Annotated in this window: 16 protein-coding genes; 13 read left to right on the plus strand and 3 right to left on the minus strand. The window is 36.6% G+C overall.

The genetic code is table 11. The features are described from left to right. The first annotated feature begins 77 nt into the window (after positions 1–77). The 10 genes from ACVWNY_RS17105 to lpdD all read left to right on the plus strand — a co-directional run bounded on the left by ACVWNY_RS17105 (position 78) and on the right by lpdD (position 10,622). Positions 78–1,436 carry an aldehyde dehydrogenase family protein gene (locus ACVWNY_RS17105; RefSeq protein WP_218325795.1) on the plus strand — a complete coding sequence of 453 codons (1,359 nt, stop codon included), beginning with the start codon at positions 78–80 and terminating at the stop codon, positions 1,434–1,436. A gap of 8 nt (positions 1,437–1,444) precedes the next feature. Further along, the gene (locus ACVWNY_RS17110) at positions 1,445–2,326 is read left to right on the plus strand and encodes a phosphate acyltransferase (protein ID WP_218325796.1); all 882 of its coding nucleotides are present in this window, start codon (positions 1,445–1,447) and stop codon (positions 2,324–2,326) included. Positions 2,327–2,330: 4 nt separating this feature from the next. Next, positions 2,331–3,392 (plus strand): butyrate kinase, encoded by a 1,062-nt coding sequence (gene buk, locus ACVWNY_RS17115; RefSeq protein ID WP_218325797.1) that lies wholly within the window; start codon positions 2,331–2,333, stop codon positions 3,390–3,392. Between the two features lie 13 nt (positions 3,393–3,405). Beyond that, positions 3,406–4,524: an NAD(P)-dependent alcohol dehydrogenase gene (locus ACVWNY_RS17120; RefSeq protein ID WP_218325798.1), complete on the plus strand. Its 1,119-nt coding sequence runs from the start codon at positions 3,406–3,408 to the stop codon at positions 4,522–4,524. Between the two features lie 11 nt (positions 4,525–4,535). Then, complete coding sequence (locus ACVWNY_RS17125; RefSeq protein ID WP_438720644.1) at positions 4,536–5,207, plus strand: hypothetical protein; 672 nt, start codon at positions 4,536–4,538, stop codon at positions 5,205–5,207. A gap of 197 nt (positions 5,208–5,404) precedes the next feature. After that, a complete protein-coding gene (locus ACVWNY_RS17130; protein ID WP_218325800.1) occupies positions 5,405–7,159 on the plus strand; it encodes a carbon starvation CstA family protein in 1,755 nt (584 codons plus the stop codon). An 82-nt stretch (positions 7,160–7,241) separates the two neighbouring features. Beyond that, positions 7,242–8,114, plus strand: a complete 873-nt coding sequence (locus tag ACVWNY_RS17135) for a LysR family transcriptional regulator (RefSeq protein ID WP_218325801.1) — start codon at positions 7,242–7,244, stop codon at positions 8,112–8,114. Between the two features lie 79 nt (positions 8,115–8,193). After that, a complete protein-coding gene (locus tag ACVWNY_RS17140; RefSeq protein ID WP_425514605.1) occupies positions 8,194–9,666 on the plus strand; it encodes a UbiD family decarboxylase in 1,473 nt (490 codons plus the stop codon). A 9-nt stretch (positions 9,667–9,675) separates the two neighbouring features. Next, positions 9,676–10,233 (plus strand): UbiX family flavin prenyltransferase, encoded by a 558-nt coding sequence (locus ACVWNY_RS17145; RefSeq protein WP_218325803.1) that lies wholly within the window; start codon positions 9,676–9,678, stop codon positions 10,231–10,233. After that, positions 10,230–10,622, plus strand: a complete 393-nt coding sequence (gene lpdD / locus ACVWNY_RS17150) for a prenylated flavin chaperone LpdD (protein ID WP_218325804.1) — start codon at positions 10,230–10,232, stop codon at positions 10,620–10,622. The genes ACVWNY_RS17145 and lpdD overlap by 4 nt, the downstream gene beginning before the upstream one ends. A 21-nt stretch (positions 10,623–10,643) precedes the next feature. Here lpdD and ACVWNY_RS17155 read toward each other — a convergent pair whose 3' ends face one another. From ACVWNY_RS17155 to ACVWNY_RS17165, 3 genes are read right to left on the minus strand one after another with little or no spacing between them, the layout of a single operon-like run. Next, on the minus strand, positions 10,644–11,204 hold the full coding sequence (locus ACVWNY_RS17155) for a GrpB family protein (protein WP_454072044.1): 561 nt from the start codon (positions 11,202–11,204) through the stop codon (positions 10,644–10,646). A gap of 14 nt (positions 11,205–11,218) precedes the next feature. Beyond that, positions 11,219–11,845 carry a response regulator transcription factor gene (locus ACVWNY_RS17160; protein ID WP_218325806.1) on the minus strand — a complete coding sequence of 209 codons (627 nt, stop codon included), beginning with the start codon at positions 11,843–11,845 and terminating at the stop codon, positions 11,219–11,221. Positions 11,846–11,866: 21 nt separating this feature from the next. Then, entirely contained in the window at positions 11,867–12,976 is a 1,110-nt protein-coding gene (locus tag ACVWNY_RS17165) for a sensor histidine kinase (RefSeq protein ID WP_218325807.1), read from the minus strand. 114 nt (positions 12,977–13,090) lie between these two features. Between ACVWNY_RS17165 and ACVWNY_RS17170 the strand changes: the two genes are divergently transcribed. From ACVWNY_RS17170 to ACVWNY_RS17180, 3 genes are read left to right on the plus strand one after another with little or no spacing between them, the layout of a single operon-like run. Next, positions 13,091–14,026 (plus strand): ABC transporter ATP-binding protein, encoded by a 936-nt coding sequence (locus ACVWNY_RS17170; RefSeq protein WP_218325808.1) that lies wholly within the window; start codon positions 13,091–13,093, stop codon positions 14,024–14,026. A gap of 13 nt (positions 14,027–14,039) precedes the next feature. Beyond that, entirely contained in the window at positions 14,040–15,179 is a 1,140-nt protein-coding gene (locus ACVWNY_RS17175; RefSeq protein WP_218325809.1) for an ABC transporter permease, read from the plus strand. Then, positions 15,166–16,356, plus strand: coding sequence for an ABC transporter permease (locus tag ACVWNY_RS17180; RefSeq protein WP_218325810.1), 1,191 nt, complete (start codon positions 15,166–15,168; stop codon positions 16,354–16,356). The genes ACVWNY_RS17175 and ACVWNY_RS17180 overlap by 14 nt, the downstream gene beginning before the upstream one ends. Positions 16,357–16,535 lie beyond the last annotated feature (179 nt).

The following is a 16,535-nucleotide window of genomic DNA, read 5'->3' on the forward strand; positions in this document are numbered from 1 at the left end:
TTTTTTTCACTTTATTGACAACGCTTTCAATTGCTTGTTAAACTAGGTTTGTAAACATACAACGATGTATGTCAAAAATGAAAGGAGCTTTTAAAATGACAATTGAAGAGATGGTTGCAAAAGCCCGAACAGCAATGGAGGAAATTGCTAAGTATGATCAAAAACAGGTGGATGATATGCTTTATACGATGTCAAAAGCAATTTTCGAACAAGCAGAACCTTTAGCAAAACTTGCAGTGGAAGAAACAAGGCTTGGTCGTTTCGATCACAAAATTGGAAAAAATCAAAATATGGCAACCAATATTTTTAGCTCATTAAAAAACAAACCATCAGTAGGTATCATCAGAGAAATACCAGAAGAAGGTCTGATTGAAATTGCACATCCAAGAGGGGTCATTGGCTCGGTAACTCCAACAACAAATCCAACTATCACACCGCTTGGTAATGGCTTAATGGCATTGAAAGGAAAAAATGCCATGATTGTTTCGCCACATCCTCGCTCAAAAAAGACAACGAAAAAAACAATCGACATTATGCGCGATGCATTAGAGAGCATAGGTGCACCAAGAGATTTGTTGCAAGTAATTGAAGAACCAAGTATTGAGTTGTCTCAAGAATTAATGAAAAATGTTGATTTAATTGTGGCAACTGGTGGGCCAGGTCTTGTTCGTTCTGCTTATTCCAGTGGCCATCCAGCCTATGGTGTTGGGCCTGGGAATGTTCAAGCAATTTTGGATGAGGATTTTGATGTGGCAGCAGCAGCAGAGTTAAGTGTTATTGGACGCTCATTTGATAATGGGATTGTCTGTGCTTGTCAGCAAAGTTTGATTTATCCAGCAGAAAAAGAAGCCGAAGTTTTTGCAGAATTAGGTAAAAATCAAGCAGCAGTCATTTCCGATCCAGCTGAGGTTGATCGTTTGAGAAAAGTTGTCTTTCCAGAAGGGGTAGCTAATCCAGAAATGATCGGTCAGGATCCTGATATTATTGCTAAAGCAGCTGATGTTTCATTACCTGAAGGTAGTCAAATTATTGCTGTGAAGGTCGAAGAAAATGGCAAAGCAGAATTGTTCTGTAAAGAAAAAATGGTTCCAGTTCTAGCATTGAAGAGCTATCAAAACTTTGAAGAAGCAGTTGGTTTTGCAAAAGAAAATCTAGAATTAGAGGGCGCCGGTCACTCAGCTGGTTTGTTTAGTCACAATAAAGAACATATGATTTATGTTGGTGAGGCATTGCCAGTGAGCCGATTAGTTATTAACCAACCAACAATTGATGCCGGCGGCTCACCTGCAAACGGCTTAAATCCAACTGTTTCATTAGGTTGTGGTTCATGGGGAAATAACATTATTTCAGAAAATTTATATTACAAACATTTAATTAATATTTCACGAATCGCAATGCCAATTGAAGCCAAAGATACAGGATCACCTTGGGATTAGGTGAGAAAATGGATAAATTTGAAAGTCTCTTAAAAAAATTTGACGTAAAACAAAAGGTCCGGATTGGCGTAGTTTGTCCCCATGATAAAGTCAGTATTCAAGCAGTTTTTAATCCTTTAGTAGTTGATTATGTCCAGCCAGTTTTAATCGGTAATAGTCAAATTATCACTGATTTATTAGCTACATTTGATTATCATGCAGAAGTTGTTCCTTCAGAAAGTGAGGAGACTAGTGCAGCTCTTGCAGTTCAATTAGTTAAAGAAGGAAAGTTAGACTGTTTAATGAAAGGACATTTAGCGACTCGCACTTTCTTAAAGGCGATTGTCAATAAAGAACTTGGAATTGCTGAACAACTACTGACTCATGTGGCAGTTAATGATATTCCCAATTACCATAAATTATTATTAACAACAGATGGTGGCATGGTCTTACAACCAACTAAAACCGAAAAAAGAACCTTGATTGCTCATGGTGTGAAAGTTATGCAAAAACTGGGCGTCAAAAAGCCGAAAGTTGGTTTATTGGCAGCTGCTGAAATTGTCAATCCGAAAATTACCTCCAGCGTTGAAGCACAAGAATTAGCAGCCGAATTTGCTGAAACAGCCGATTTTGAAATAGCTGGTCCGATTTCTTTTGATTTAGCAACCAATCGCGAAATTGCTGAAATTAAACACTACGAAAATCCAGTTGCGGGTGAAGCAGACGTGTTAGTTGGACCAGATATTACCACCATGAATGTTTTAGGAAAAAGTTTAACTGGCTTTTCGAAAGCTACCATGGCTGGAATTGTTATGGGGGCCAAAGTACCAATTGTCATGGTATCTCGTGGATCAAATGAAAAAGAGAAGGCTTATTCAATCTTAGTCGCTATGTACTGTAGTAAGGAGTGATCCTGTGAAAATTTTAGCTTTAAATCCAGGCTCTACCTCTACAAAGATTGCCTATTATGTTGATGGTGAAATTATTGAAGAGATGAGCATTGACCATCCGGTGGAAGAATTACAAGATTTTAAATATGTCAGTGATCAGCTTGATTATCGACGAAATCATATTTTGTCATTCTTAGCTGAGAAAAAAATTGATTTAACTCAATTAGATACAATTGTTGGACGCGGCGGTATTTTACCGCCAGTGACTGCTGGAGCTTATGAAGTTAATCAACCGATGTTAGATTACTTAACTAAGAAAACAAAAATTGATCATCCATCAAATTTAGGCGCCTTGCTGGCTTATGAATTAAAAGAGCAAGCCAACAAAAGAACAATTGCGATGATTTATGATCCTGTTTCAGTTGATGAATTTGATGACGTAGCACGTGTTTCTGGATTAAAAGGTGTACCGCGTAAAAGTATCGGTCATGCATTAAATATGCGGGCAGTTGCTATGAAGGTCGCACGAGAAGCTGGAATTGATTATCAAAATGGCAATTTTATTGTCGCCCATTTAGGCGGTGGGAATTCAGTCAGCATACACAGCCAAGGACGGATGATTGATTCAATTTCTGACGATGAAGGACCTTTTTCAACTGAAAGAACCGGTGGATTACCTTTAAAATATGTCTTTGATTTGTGTGAAACCCATAGTAAAAGTGAAATGCTCCGGTTATACAAAAGAGAAGGTGGTTTAAAATCATACGCTGGAACTAGCGATGCCAGAGAAATTGAAGCAGAAATTTCAGCCGGAAATCAAGAATTAGCGATTGTTTATGAGGCTTTTATTTATCAGATAGCCAAAGCGATAGGTAGTCTAGCAACAGTAACTGATGGGAAAATTGATCGAATTGCTTTAACAGGTGGTGTGTCCTACTCACAAAAAGTAGCGAGTGGTGTCAGTAAAAGAGTCCAGTTTATTGCTCCAGTAGTCATTGAAGCAGGAGAACATGAAATGATTGCTTTATCAAAAGGTGGGGAACGTGTCGTCTTAGGGGAAGAAGAATTACAACTATTTAATTATTGAAAGGAGCTTGTTCATGAAAGTCAAAGCAGCGGTCGTTAAAGAAAAAGGTGCCCCTTATGAAATTAGCGAGATTGAATTAGCTGAAGTGGGACAAACAGATGTGTTAGTCAAAATTGTAGCTAGTGGATTGTGTCGTTCTGACTATGGAGAAAGAAACGGCAATAGTATCGAATTTCCCAATGTTTTAGGTCATGAGGGTTCAGGCATTGTTGAGAGAGTCGGCGAAGCAGTTACTTCAGTTGAACCAGGTGATCATGTAATTTTATCTTATGCTTATTGTGGTGAATGCCGTCATTGTACAGACGGTCATCCTTCCAGTTGTGAAAAATGGTTCACAGTTAATAATATCGGAAAGAACCCTCGTGGAGAATATGTTTTACACACTGACGAGGGAGAAGCAGTTAATAATTTCTTTAATCAATCTTCCTTTGCTACTTATAGCTTAACGGATGAATCGAATATAGTAAAAGTATCAAAAGAAATTGATTTACGTTTATTAGGTCCTCTTGGATGCGGGCTAGGTACTGGTAGTGGTGCAGTTTTAAGAGTTTTGAATCCTTCTGTAGGTGAAGGAATTGCGATCTTTGGAACAGGTGCAGTTGGTTTTGCGGCAGTTATGGCGGCAAAAATCGCTGGTTGTTATCCGATTGTGGCAATTGATATCAATGATCAGCGTTTGGAAAAAGCCCAAGAATTGGGAGCAAGCCATATTTTAAACAGTAGTCAAGCAAATCCGCAAGACTTTATTATGGAATTGACTGAGGGTAAGGGCCTAGATTATGTGATTGATTCAACTGGTGTGCCACCAGTAATGACTCAAGCTTTACATTCGCTAGCAAACTCGGGTACCTTTGTACCTTTAGCGGTGACTAAAAAAGAATTTGAAGTGAATACTTTCTTTGATTTAGTTTTCGGAAATAAAAAAGTGCGAGGCGTTTTAATTGGCGATACGATTGCTAAGTATCATTTGCCAAACCTAATTGATTTTTATCAACGAGGAGAATTTCCTTTTGACCAATTTGTAAAATATTATGACTTTGAAGACATCAATCAAGCTGAAGCTGATTCATTAAGCGGTGAAGTGATTAAAGCAGTAGTTGTCATGGACAAAGCTTATCAACCACCTAGTTAGGAGGCTCGCTAATGAAAAAAGGAGATGTTATTTGGCTAGCAATCATGGCTAGTTTAATCTTATTATTTGTCATTCCCGCTACCCGAGCGGCGATTATGGCGCAAAGTGGTGCTCATCCTTACCTTGGTGGATTTATCCAATTTGGCATTTTAGCAACCATGGGTGATTTATTAGGCAAACGAATTGTGACAGGGAATTACCAACTTTCTAAAGAAGTTTTTTCCCGAGCGGTAGTCTGGGGTGTGATTGGTTTAATGGTCACTTTGGTTTTCCCAATCTTCATGGGAGGAGCCGGTTTAGCTCAAATGGAAGGCTTATTACCATTCTTCGAAGTACCATTAGCTCAAGCATTGTTTGGTTCATCAATCATGAATCTGACTTTCGCACCAGCAATGAATACTTTTCATCGTGTCTTGGATGTATTGATTGATAATCGAAGCCAAAACAAAACCAGCACTTTAAAAGGGATTGTTAAACAAATTGATTGGCCAAGCTTTGTGACTTTTAATTGGTTGAAAGTAGGAATTTGTTTTTGGATTCCAGTTCATACGGTTGTCTTTCTATTACCTGAAAATGTTCGCGTAGTGGTAGCTGCCTTCAGCTCGATAGCTTTAGGGATTATTTTATCTTTTGCAGCTAAGAAAAGTAGTCAAATGAGTGATGATGACGGTGCAATTGCATAAATATTTAAGCAAGAATTTTCGGATTCTTGCTTTTTTTATTATTTAGCTTTAGTTCACACCACCTTGTTAATTAGTAGCCCAGCAAGAATTGATGGAAATACGGCAGAAATATTCAGAAAATTTATAAAATTCTCTTTACATTCAAAGGTAAATATGAGAATATCATGAACATATCATGTAAAAAGGGAGTGAATTTTATGAACGGAGTCGTATTATTGGTGTTTGCAATTATTTGTTTTCTAGCAGCTTATTTTGGGTATTCTCGTTGGTTAGAAAAGAAATGGGGCGTTGATCCGAAAGCTCAGACACCTGCTTATGCATTAGAAGACGGCGAAGACTATACGCCAGAACCAGCGTTTGTGGTATTTAGTCATCAGTTTTCTTCCATAACGGGGGCAGGTCCGGTGACTGGTCCGATTATCGCCGCGATGTTTGGTTGGGTACCAGCATTTTTATGGATTTTATTTGGCGGAATTTTCTTTGGCGCCGTTCATGATTTTGGTGCGATGTATGCATCAGTTAAAAATGAAGGTAAATCGATTGGACTAATTATTGAAAAGTATATTGGTAAAGTTGGTAAGCAATTATTCTTATTATTTTGTTGGCTTTTCTCTTTATTAGTTATTGCCGCCTTTGGGGATATCGTAGCAACAACATTTAACGGTTTAACACCGGATGTCGCACAATCAGTTAACAATGCGAATGCTTCAGCAGCTTCAATTTCAATGTTGTTTATTGTTGCGGCAGTAATCGTTGGCTTGATCATGAAACGGGTTCATCTTAGTGGTTGGAAAATGCATGTTTTTGGTATTGTGGTATTGTTAATTACTTTAGCAATCGGTATGAGTTTCCCAATCTTTGCAGATAAAAGCACATGGTTGTTGATTGTTTTTGCTTATTTATTTTTAGCTTCAGTCATGCCAATGTGGTTGTTAATGGCACCTCGTGATTTCCTAAGCACATATATGCTGTTAGGAATGATCATTGCTGCTGTATTAGGTTTGGTTATGCAAAATCCAACGATTGAATTGAATGCATTTAACGGATTTGCAATTTCCGATGCTAATGGCAATATGAACTACTTATTCCCGATTCTTTTTATTACTGTCGCTTGTGGAGCGGTATCTGGTTTCCATAGTTTGGTTTCTTCAGGAACGTCATCTAAACAAGTAAAAAATGAAAAAGATATGCGACCAATTAGTTATGGTTCTATGATGTGTGAATGTGTTTTAGCTGTCGTAGCATTAGTCGTAGCTGGTGCAGTAGCCAAAAATGGTCAATTACCTGAAGGTACACCATTTCAAATTTTCTCTGGTTCAGTTGCTGGCTTCTTAGCAAACTTTGGTTTACCAATCACAGTTGCTCAAGCGTTTATGACGATGTGTGTATCTGCCTTGGCATTGACTTCATTAGATTCAGTAGCAAGAATTGGTCGTATGAGTTTACAAGAATTCTTTATGAATACTGAAGGTGAAACCACTGGTATTGCTAAATTATTAACTAATAAATATGTGGCGACAATCGTAACTTTAGCAGCTGGTTTTGTGCTAGCTTTGGGTGGTTACAACAGCGTTTGGCCATTATTTGGTTCAGCCAATCAATTATTAGCCGCAATGGTAATGATCGCCGTAGCTGTTTATATGAAAACAGCTAAAAAATCTGGCGTGATGTTTTATATTCCGATGGCTATTATGTTAGCAGTGACTTTCACAGCATTAGGAATTTCGTTGTATCGTTTAGTTGCTAAAATGATGTCAGCGACACAATTCTTAATTACGATTCCTGCAGAAGCACAAGCGGGCCAATTTGTTTTATTATCTGATGGTTTGCAACTAGTGTTTGCATTATTACTATTAGGATTAGGTATCATGGTAGCGGTCAAATGTCTAAAAGCATTATTTGCAGTTGATACTAAAGAAAAAGTAAAAGATGTTGCACCAGAAGTAAAATAATTTTTCACTAGCTATCTCGATTGTATTCAGGTAGCTAGTTTTTTTGTGTTAAAATATTCTAAAATGGAATAGGAGAAAATAGATGGATTTCCAGAAGCTTCAATTATTTGTAGATTTGGCTGAAACGTTAAATTATAGTGACACTGCAGCCGAAAATTTCACTACTCAAAGCAATGTTTCAAAAAAAATTACTGCTTTGGAAAAAGAATTAGATAGTCAATTATTTGAGCGTAAGCATCATGTTCATTTGACTGAAGCTGGTGAACTCATTTTGCCCTTTGCCCAACAAATATTAAGAGATTATCAAGGCCTGCAACAGCAGTTAATTACTTTTAAGCAACAACAAGATTTATCCTTAATTATCCATGCTATTCCTACTATGCCCAACTATCAAGCATTTGCTAGCTTGACAACATTCTTAGTGAAAAATCCACAAATTCAGCTGCAATTACATGAAGCTGAAGCCGATGATCTGGCCTTACCCGCTGCCAATAATAGTCTGAGTTTCCTGCGTTCACTGACATTAATTGAAGGAAATGAGTATTTATTGACAGAACAAGATCGATTAGTAGTGGTATTACCGGCAAAACATCCATTGGCTCAAGAAAAATCAATTCAACTAGGACAGTTAAAAAATGAGAATTTTTTATTTTTAGGAAACCATAAGGAAATTTATTATTCTGTGATTGAACTTTGCCAGCAAAATGGCTTTACACCTAAAATTGGTTATCAAGGAACCCGGATCGAATTAATCTTAAGTATGGTAAATCAAGGGATTGGTGTTGCTTTAGTGATGGAGAAAACGACTCAAACGAAACAATCTAATGAAATAAAAACTATCCCTATTGCACCAGAACAAAACAGTTATCTTTATTTCGAGAAGGGTCCAGAAGGAAATGAAGCAGTCCAAAAATTTTGGCAGTTTTTGAAAAAAGAATATTCCAATTTGGAATAGAAGATAAATAAGTCGAATTGAACTTTCTTCACTTGCCTCTTAAACTATAAACATAGAGAGCAAGAAAGAAGGTTTTTTGATGAGTGAATTATACGATCTACGAAAAGTATTAGCCGAATTAAAAGAAATGCCAGGACAATATCATGAAACGGATGAGCAAGTTGATCCTCATGCTGAATTAGCTGGTGTTTATCGCTATATTGGTGCAGGTGGAACGATTATGCGACCAACTCAAGAAGGCCCTGCCATGATGTTTAATAATGTTAAAGGATTTCCTGATACTCGAGTTTTGACAGGTATTTTAGCTAGTCGCAGACGGGTTGGAAAAATTTTTCATCATGATTATCAAACATTAGGTCGACTTTTAAAGGATTCTGTCCAAAATCCAGTCAAACCAGTAAAAGTTTCTCAGAAAGAAGCACCCGCTCAAGAAGTAATCCACTTAGCAACGGATGAGGATTTTGATATTCGCAAAATTTTAGCGGCACCAACTAATACGGAATATGATGCTGGGCCTTATATCACAATGGGGGTTGTTTACGGATCTGATCCCGATAAAACTATGAGTGATGTGACGATTCACCGGATGGTATTAGAAGATAAAGATACAATCGGTATGTACATTATGCCAGGAGGTCGGCATATTGGTCATTTCCAAAAACAATATGAAGCATTAAATAAACCAATGCCTGTAACGATTAATATTGGTTTGGATCCTGCTATTTCGATTGGGACAACTTTTGAGCCACCAACTACCCCACTTGGCTACAATGAATTATGGATTGCTGGAGCTTTACGAAACCAACCAGTTCAATTAGTTGATGGTGTCGCAGTGGATGAAGTCGGTTTGGCACGAGCGGAATTTGTGATTGAGGCAGAAATTTTACCCCACGAAACGATTCGTGAAGATATCAATACCAATACAGGTAAAGCGATGCCGGAATTTCCTGGTTATAATGGTGATGCGAATCCTGCCGTAAATGTGTTAAAAGTCAAAGCGATTACACATCGAAAAGACCGTCCAATCATGCAAACAACAATTGGTCCCAGTGAAGAACATGTATCGATGGCTGGGATTCCAACTGAAGCTAGCATTTTAGACTTGGTGGACAAAGCAATTCCGGGAAAAGTGGTCAATGTTTATAATCCACCAGCTGGTGGCGGTAAATTTATGACAATTCTACAAATTCATAAAGAAACTGATGCGGATGAAGGAATTCAAAGACAAGCAGCAATTTTAGCGTTATCTGCCTTTAAAGAACTGAAAACAGTAATTTTAGTTGATGATGATGTGGATATTTTTGATATGAATGATGTAATGTGGACTCTAAATACTCGGTTCCAAGGAGATCAAGACATTATCGTTTTACCCGGTATGAGAAATCATCCGTTAGACCCGTCTGAACGACCAGAGTATGATCCAAAATCGATTCGGGTAAGAGGAATGAGCTGTAAAACAATTTTAGATGGTACGGTACCTTTTGATTTGAAAGATCAATTTGAACGGGCACAATTTAAAGAAGTACCAGATTGGGAAAAATATTTGAAATAGGTGAGTAGGATGAAAAAAATTGTCGTGGGAATTACTGGTGCGTCAGGCACAGTTTATGCGGTAGATTTGTTAAGAAAACTGCAAGTTGACCCTGAAATTGAAACCCATGTGATCATCAGTAATTGGGCAAAAGAAAACTTAAAGTTAGAAACTGATTTGAAAATGTCAGATTTACGTGCCTTAGCTGATGTTGTCTATGACAACAATAATTTAGGGGCTGCAGTTGCCAGTGGTTCTTTTTTAACTGATGGGATGATCATCGTACCAGCTAGTATGAAAACTGTTGCTGGAATTTCAATTGGTTTTGGTGATAGCTTAATCGCTCGAGCCGCCGATGTAATTTTAAAAGAACAAAGAAAGCTTATTTTAGTGCCGCGAGAAACGCCATTAAATGCGATTCATTTAGAAAATCTGACTAAATTGGCGCAGCTAGGGGTGCAAATCATTCCACCAATTCCAGCTTTTTATAATCATCCAGAAACAATCGCTGACATCATTAATCATCAAACCATGAAGCTACTTGATGCATTAGGGATTGAAAATACCGGTAGAAGGTGGCAAGGATGAGAAAAAAATTTTCAGTCACACAGGCTGGTTATCAAATCAAGCTGACTGCAGAATTTATAGGCAATGATTTGTTATTGGTAATCACTGGCGGAGATACACCACATTTGGGAACGGTTTCGATTTTTAATGCAGAAGAGCAAGACGTTTTACGGTTTCCCAGTCATGATGGGCGATTTCATAAAGACGATTTGTTGGCAGAAAAGCTGATCGAAAATCTGACCGAACAACCAATTGGAAATATTGTGGTCACTAGCGGTGTGCATGTCAATCAAATTACAAAAGAGCAAATTATCGCCAGTTTTCAAATGATTGAAAAGCTAGCTGACCAATTGTCTGGCTGGCTTAAAAATAACCAACCCAATTTACCAGAAGCAGAATATTATCAATAGTAACAACCCACAACATCGTTCTCATTGTTGTGGGTTGTTTTTGGCCAGTTGAGTATACTTTTGAATAAAATCTGTTTTGGCATTTGTATAACCATCACGGTCATGTTCAAATTTTTGCCAAAGGGTTAGTTTCAATTTTTCATATTGTTTCGCAACAGTTGGATGAGTGTTTAGATAATCTTTAAAATAAAGTTCGTCATGATCACCTAAATAACGCAAATGAAGGTGAAAAACTTTTTCAGCAAAACCATTCTCGGTATAGCCTTTATTAAAAGACAATCTACTATCAGACTCAGACATTAGAAGATAGTTCGCTGAGAAGAGGGTCTCTTTTACGCTGATAATATTAGTTTTAGCAGGAATTTCAACTAATATATCAATAATTGGTTTGGCCCAAATCGTATCTATCGCGGTACTGCCGATGTGATTGATTTGAAGGTCGGAGATATTTTTTAAGGAATTTTTCAATAAATTTTTTTCAATTTGATACCAATCGTTCCATTGAGACTGGTGCTCTTGTAACTGAATAGGAAATAATTGCCATAATTCTGCTAAAGACATTTCTGCTAATGGTTTCGTCAAAAGATCCCTCTTTTCTATTGATATTCTTGGTAATAAAAAATTGCTAACTGAGTACGATCACGAACAGCAAGTTTGTCCAATAGCTGACTAATATAATTTCTAACGGTGCCTTCACTTAAAAAGAGTGCTTTAGCAATTTCCTTGTTATTTTTCCCGCGCGCAACTTCCAATAAGATTGCTTCTTCCCGTTCAGATAGTTGAAAGGTCGCTGCTTTTTTTTGAGGTTGTTGCTGTAGGACTTCAGATAATTTTCCTGCAATTTCTGAACCAAAAACGGATTGACCATTGTAAACAGCTTTAATTGCAGGTACGATGGCAGCCAAATTTTGTTTAATTAAATAACCTTTCACACCTAATGATAAAGCTTCGCGGATGTATTCATCATCTGAAAAAGTGGTTAATAATAAGATAATTGCGGCTGTGTCTTGTTGCAATATTTCTTTGGCAGCAGTAATACCAGTGCTATCGCCCATCCGAATATCGCTAAGCAGAACATCTGGTTTTTCTTTTAAGTATAAGGTCACTGCTTCTGAGGCGGATTGGCCAGTTGCAACTACTTTTATTTCACCGCTGGCTTCTAAAATAGTTTTTAGTGATTCGGTTACTAAGCGATCATCGTCAACTACCACTACACGTATCATAAATAAGGCTCCTTTTTCTTACTAAGTTTTTTTAAGAGTGCGGGAATCAGAATGTTTAGGTAAAATAATATTAATTTGAAAGCCTCTATCGGAGGCTTTAATGTGCAGCTGACCATTGATTCGTTCAATTCGTTGTCGCATGCTAGTTAAGCCAATTCCATCATTTAAAGCTAAATTGGGTCGACCGATTTTTCCATTATCAAGGATTTTCAAACGATAAAATGCTGGCAACTCATCAAAGACTAGCTGAACTTGTGTTGCTTGACTGTGTTTCATGACATTAGATAAGGCCTCTTTAATGACAGTTAAAATAACTTTTTCTTCGGTCTGTTCTAAGGAGCTAGGCACCTTGCCGATAATGTCTACCGTGCAAAAGTTAAAGTCTGCAAGCAGTAAATCTACGGATTTTTCCAAATTGAGTGAATCAGCGTGTAAGTCGTGAACACTTTTTCTGACGCTGTTCATTCCGGTATGAATTGTTTCTTCCAGCTTATTTAACAATTCTGTGATGACTTGATTGTTATTAATTGCTTTAATAGCTCCTAGTTGAATAATGGCACTCGAAAGTAAATGTCCGACATTATCATGAATATCTCTAGCAATCCGATTTCGTTCTTCTGCTATTTCTAAATCAAGAAAAGTTTCTCGACTGTCAATTAATTCCTCGTTTTTCTGTCTTAATAATTCTTGCTTTTCCCAGCTATCATCTTTTAATTGCAGTAATTCTCGGCTTAATTGCAAAAAATTTCTTTCACGCAAAGATAAGTATAATGTCAGAACAATTAAGCAAAATAATAATCCGCGCGTCTCCCAAGGCATCGGGACAACCAAGATCAATATGCCTGAACATAACGGCATCAGCCAATCGTATTTTTTCCTTTCGCACCAAACAATTCTTAAAGTGGCCGGTAGAAAAAAACTAAACTTCCAACTCATAATAACTGCAATAAAAATAAATACAAAAGAGTACCAATTGCTGATCTTATTGGTCATTAAGCGAGCTGGTGCCACCAATAAAATAGCTATTAATAAATACCAGATATTTTCAGGTTGAAATTGATCAGCAAATAGTAGAATTGAACCAATGATAAAAAGCCAAAGATATTCCAACCAATAAGTGTATTTTGTCATAAAAACTCCTTGAATGTGACAATTGTCATGTCGTCTTTAGCAGATTTTCACTTTTTTCACTGCTTTATTTCCATTATAGTCATGGTATTAAGAAAAAGAAAAGGAGTTTTCAAGATGAAAATGATTGAGATAGATAATTTAGTTAAGCGGTATGTCGATTTTTTAGCCATTAATCATTTAAATATGAACGTTGAAAAAGGGGATATTTTAGGATTATTAGGTCCTAACGGCAGTGGTAAATCGACCACGATCAATTGCATTTTATCGTTATTGTCTTATGACCGTGGTGAAATTAAAATATTTGGGGAAAAAATGGGACCAGAAAAATATGGTATTAAACAAAAAATTGGTGTCGTGCCGCAAGAGATTGCTGTTTTTGATGAATTAAATGTTCGTGACAATATTGATTATTATTGTGGCTTATACATTAATGATAAAACGATTCGTCGTCAGCATGTGGATGAAGTGATTGAGTTAGTTGGTTTAGAAGATTTTTGTAAATTCCTGCCGAAACAATTAAGTGGCGGTCTAAAACGAAGATTGAACATCGCTTGCGGAATTGTTCATAAACCAGAATTAATTTTCTTAGATGAACCAACTGTGGCTGTAGATCCACAAAGTCGGAATAAAATTTTAGAAAGCATCAAAGAATTGAATCGCCAAGGAGCAACAATTGTTTATACCACTCATTATATGGAAGAAGTCGAAATTTTGTGTAACCGAATTGTGATTATCGATCAAGGCCAAGTAATTGCTGAAGGTAGTAAAGAAGAGTTAAAAAATATGGTTCGTTCAAGTGAAAAAGTTGTGGTAGAGGTTCCTGAAATTCAACAACACCAACTGACTGAGCTGAGCAAATTACCTGGTATATTGGAGATTAGTTATGATGAATTACATCTGGTTGTTTATACCGAAGAGTTGAGAATTAGCATGTTACCTTTATTAAGTTATTTTGAAGCTCAGAATATTCCTTATGCTAATTTAATAACTGAAGAAGCGACATTAAACGATGTTTTCTTAGAAATAACTGGCAAAGAATTGCGGGATTAGGGAGGAAAAAAAGATGTTTTTACGTTTAATTATTTATCGGATTAAAGTTTTATTGAAAAATCGAGTATTGCTTTTTTGGACCTTTGCTTTTCCAGTTGTTTTAGGTTTGCTATTTAATTTCGCTTTTAGTGGTCTAGATGATCAAGGGCAATTGGAAACGACGAAGATCGGAATTGTTTCATCTGATGCAGAAAAAACTGAAAATTTCGAAACAGTTTTATATAGCTTGGAAAATGATGGAAAGCCGGTTTATCAAGGTAAACAGATGAGCAAAAAACAAGCAGTCACACAGCTTTCTGATGAAAAAATTGCTGGTTATTATGAAATAACACCAACGGATATTTCTTTAGCAGTCAGCCAAAGCGGCATTCCACAAACCATCATGGAAGAATTTTTAAATCAATATCTTCAACAAACGACTGAGATTGAAAATTTAATTGCTAGTGGTTCCGTCAATCCACAAGCTATTTCAGAAGATTTATTTGCTTCAACAAATTATGTCGCTGAAGGCCATCAAGCCAGTAGTTATAGCGTGAAATCGTTTTACTTTTTCACCTTGGTAGCGATGGCGATTATGTATAGTTTCATGTGGGGGTTGAAAAATGCCAACGACCAGCAAGCCAATCAATCAGCAAATGGCATGCGGCTATCGTTACTGCCGAAGAATAAACTAACGGTTGCGATAGCGAATTTATTAGCCAGCTTCGTTTTATTTTACAGTCAAAGCATGATTATCTTAGCGATTTTCCACTTTGTCTACCAAGTTGATTTTGGCAATCGTTGGGGCTGGATTTTACTGATTTACGGCGTCGCATCTTTAGCGACACTTTCCTTAGGGACTTTAATAGGAAATGCGTTGCCGAAATTAGGTTTACAGCAAAAAATATCGATTGGTGTAGGGCTCAGTATGGCTATGAGTTTCTTTGCAGGTATGATGGGTTCTCAATCGTTAAAATATTGGATCGATGTCAATTTACCGTTATTAGGCAAATTAAATCTCGTCAACTTGATTAGTGATAGTTTATATCAATTATTTTACTATCAATCACTTAATACTTTTTATATCAATCTGGCTTGGTTAGTCGGTTTTACTATTGTCTTTATGCTATTAAATTATTTCTTTGAAAGAAGGGTGCAATATGACCATCTATAATGCGATTATTCAAATTATTAAAAAAAACAAAGGGGTGCTTTTATTAGGATTGCTAATCACAGTGGTCATTACTTTCTTCTATGCCGGACAATTAAAAGAAGAGCAATCTGATTTAACTGGAGCTAAGATTGTGATTTTAAATCAAGATAACTCTGAAATTAGTCAAAGTTTAGTCACACAGCTGACCCAGCGCAATCAGCAAATTCAGCTGAAAGACACTAGCCAAAAAGGTTTGGATGATGCTTTGTATTTTGAGAGAGTCGACTATATTTTGACGATTCCTAAAAATTTCGGGTCAGATTTATGGGCAGGAAAAAAAGTAACCGTCGATAGCCAAACAAAACCTGGTACCTTTTCTAAAACTTTGGTGGATTCGAATATCAACAGTTTTCTAAATACATTTGAAACTTACCGCTCACAAATGGCTGGAAGTGATCAGGCCGACATTCTAGCTTTAACTAATGACACTTTGGTTCAAAAAGGAACAGTGAAATTTGATCAGACTTATCAGCAGAAAAAACGCCAAGGCTTAGTGGGAAATATTTTCAATTTATTGGCTTACGGTTTATTTAGTACTATATTTAGTGGCTATGCAGTGATTAATTTAGCCTTTAATCGTAAAGAAATTCGTGATCGAAATAGCTGTTCACCAATATCTCGTAGAAAACTAAGTCGTCGAATCTCAACTGCTAGCTTGGTATATTCAATGGTTTGTTTTCTGATTTTCATGGTGTATATGGTGATTGTGACGGAAAGTGGATGGGATGTAATCACCGGATACTTTATTTTAAACAGTTTAATATTCCTATCTGTTATGGTGAGCTTTTCTATTTTAGTCACTAGTATCATGAAAAATAGTGAATCGATTGCCGGAATTAACAATGTATTTATTATGGGAAGCTGCTTTATTGGAGGGATTTTTGTTCCAAGCGAAATTCTACCTGATTTTGTCTCAAAAATTGCTGCTTTTACTCCGACTTATTGGTTTGCTCAGAATAATCTCTTGTTAGGAAAAACAGTCGTCTTTAATCAAGCATTTAAAGAACAATTTCTTCAGCAATCTCTCATTTTATGTGCTTTCACAGCTGTCTTTTTAGTCATTCATCTTATTAGTATGAAAGAAAAAGGTGGATTAAAAATATTCGGGAAAAAATCAACCGTCTCTTTAGAATCATAAACCCAGCCTCCTCACAAAAGAGGAGGTTTTTGTGAATTTAGAAAAAAAGTCTAGTCGAAAAAAATAGTCTCTTGAAAATTCAAAATCAACAACTTAAGAGAATAAATTTTGATCATCAAACAAAAAAATACCAAATATAGCAGTTTTTTTACTTGTTTTAGGCTAAAATAAAAGCTAAC

The sequence above is a fragment of the Enterococcus sp. JNUCC 77 genome, from assembly GCF_054819945.1.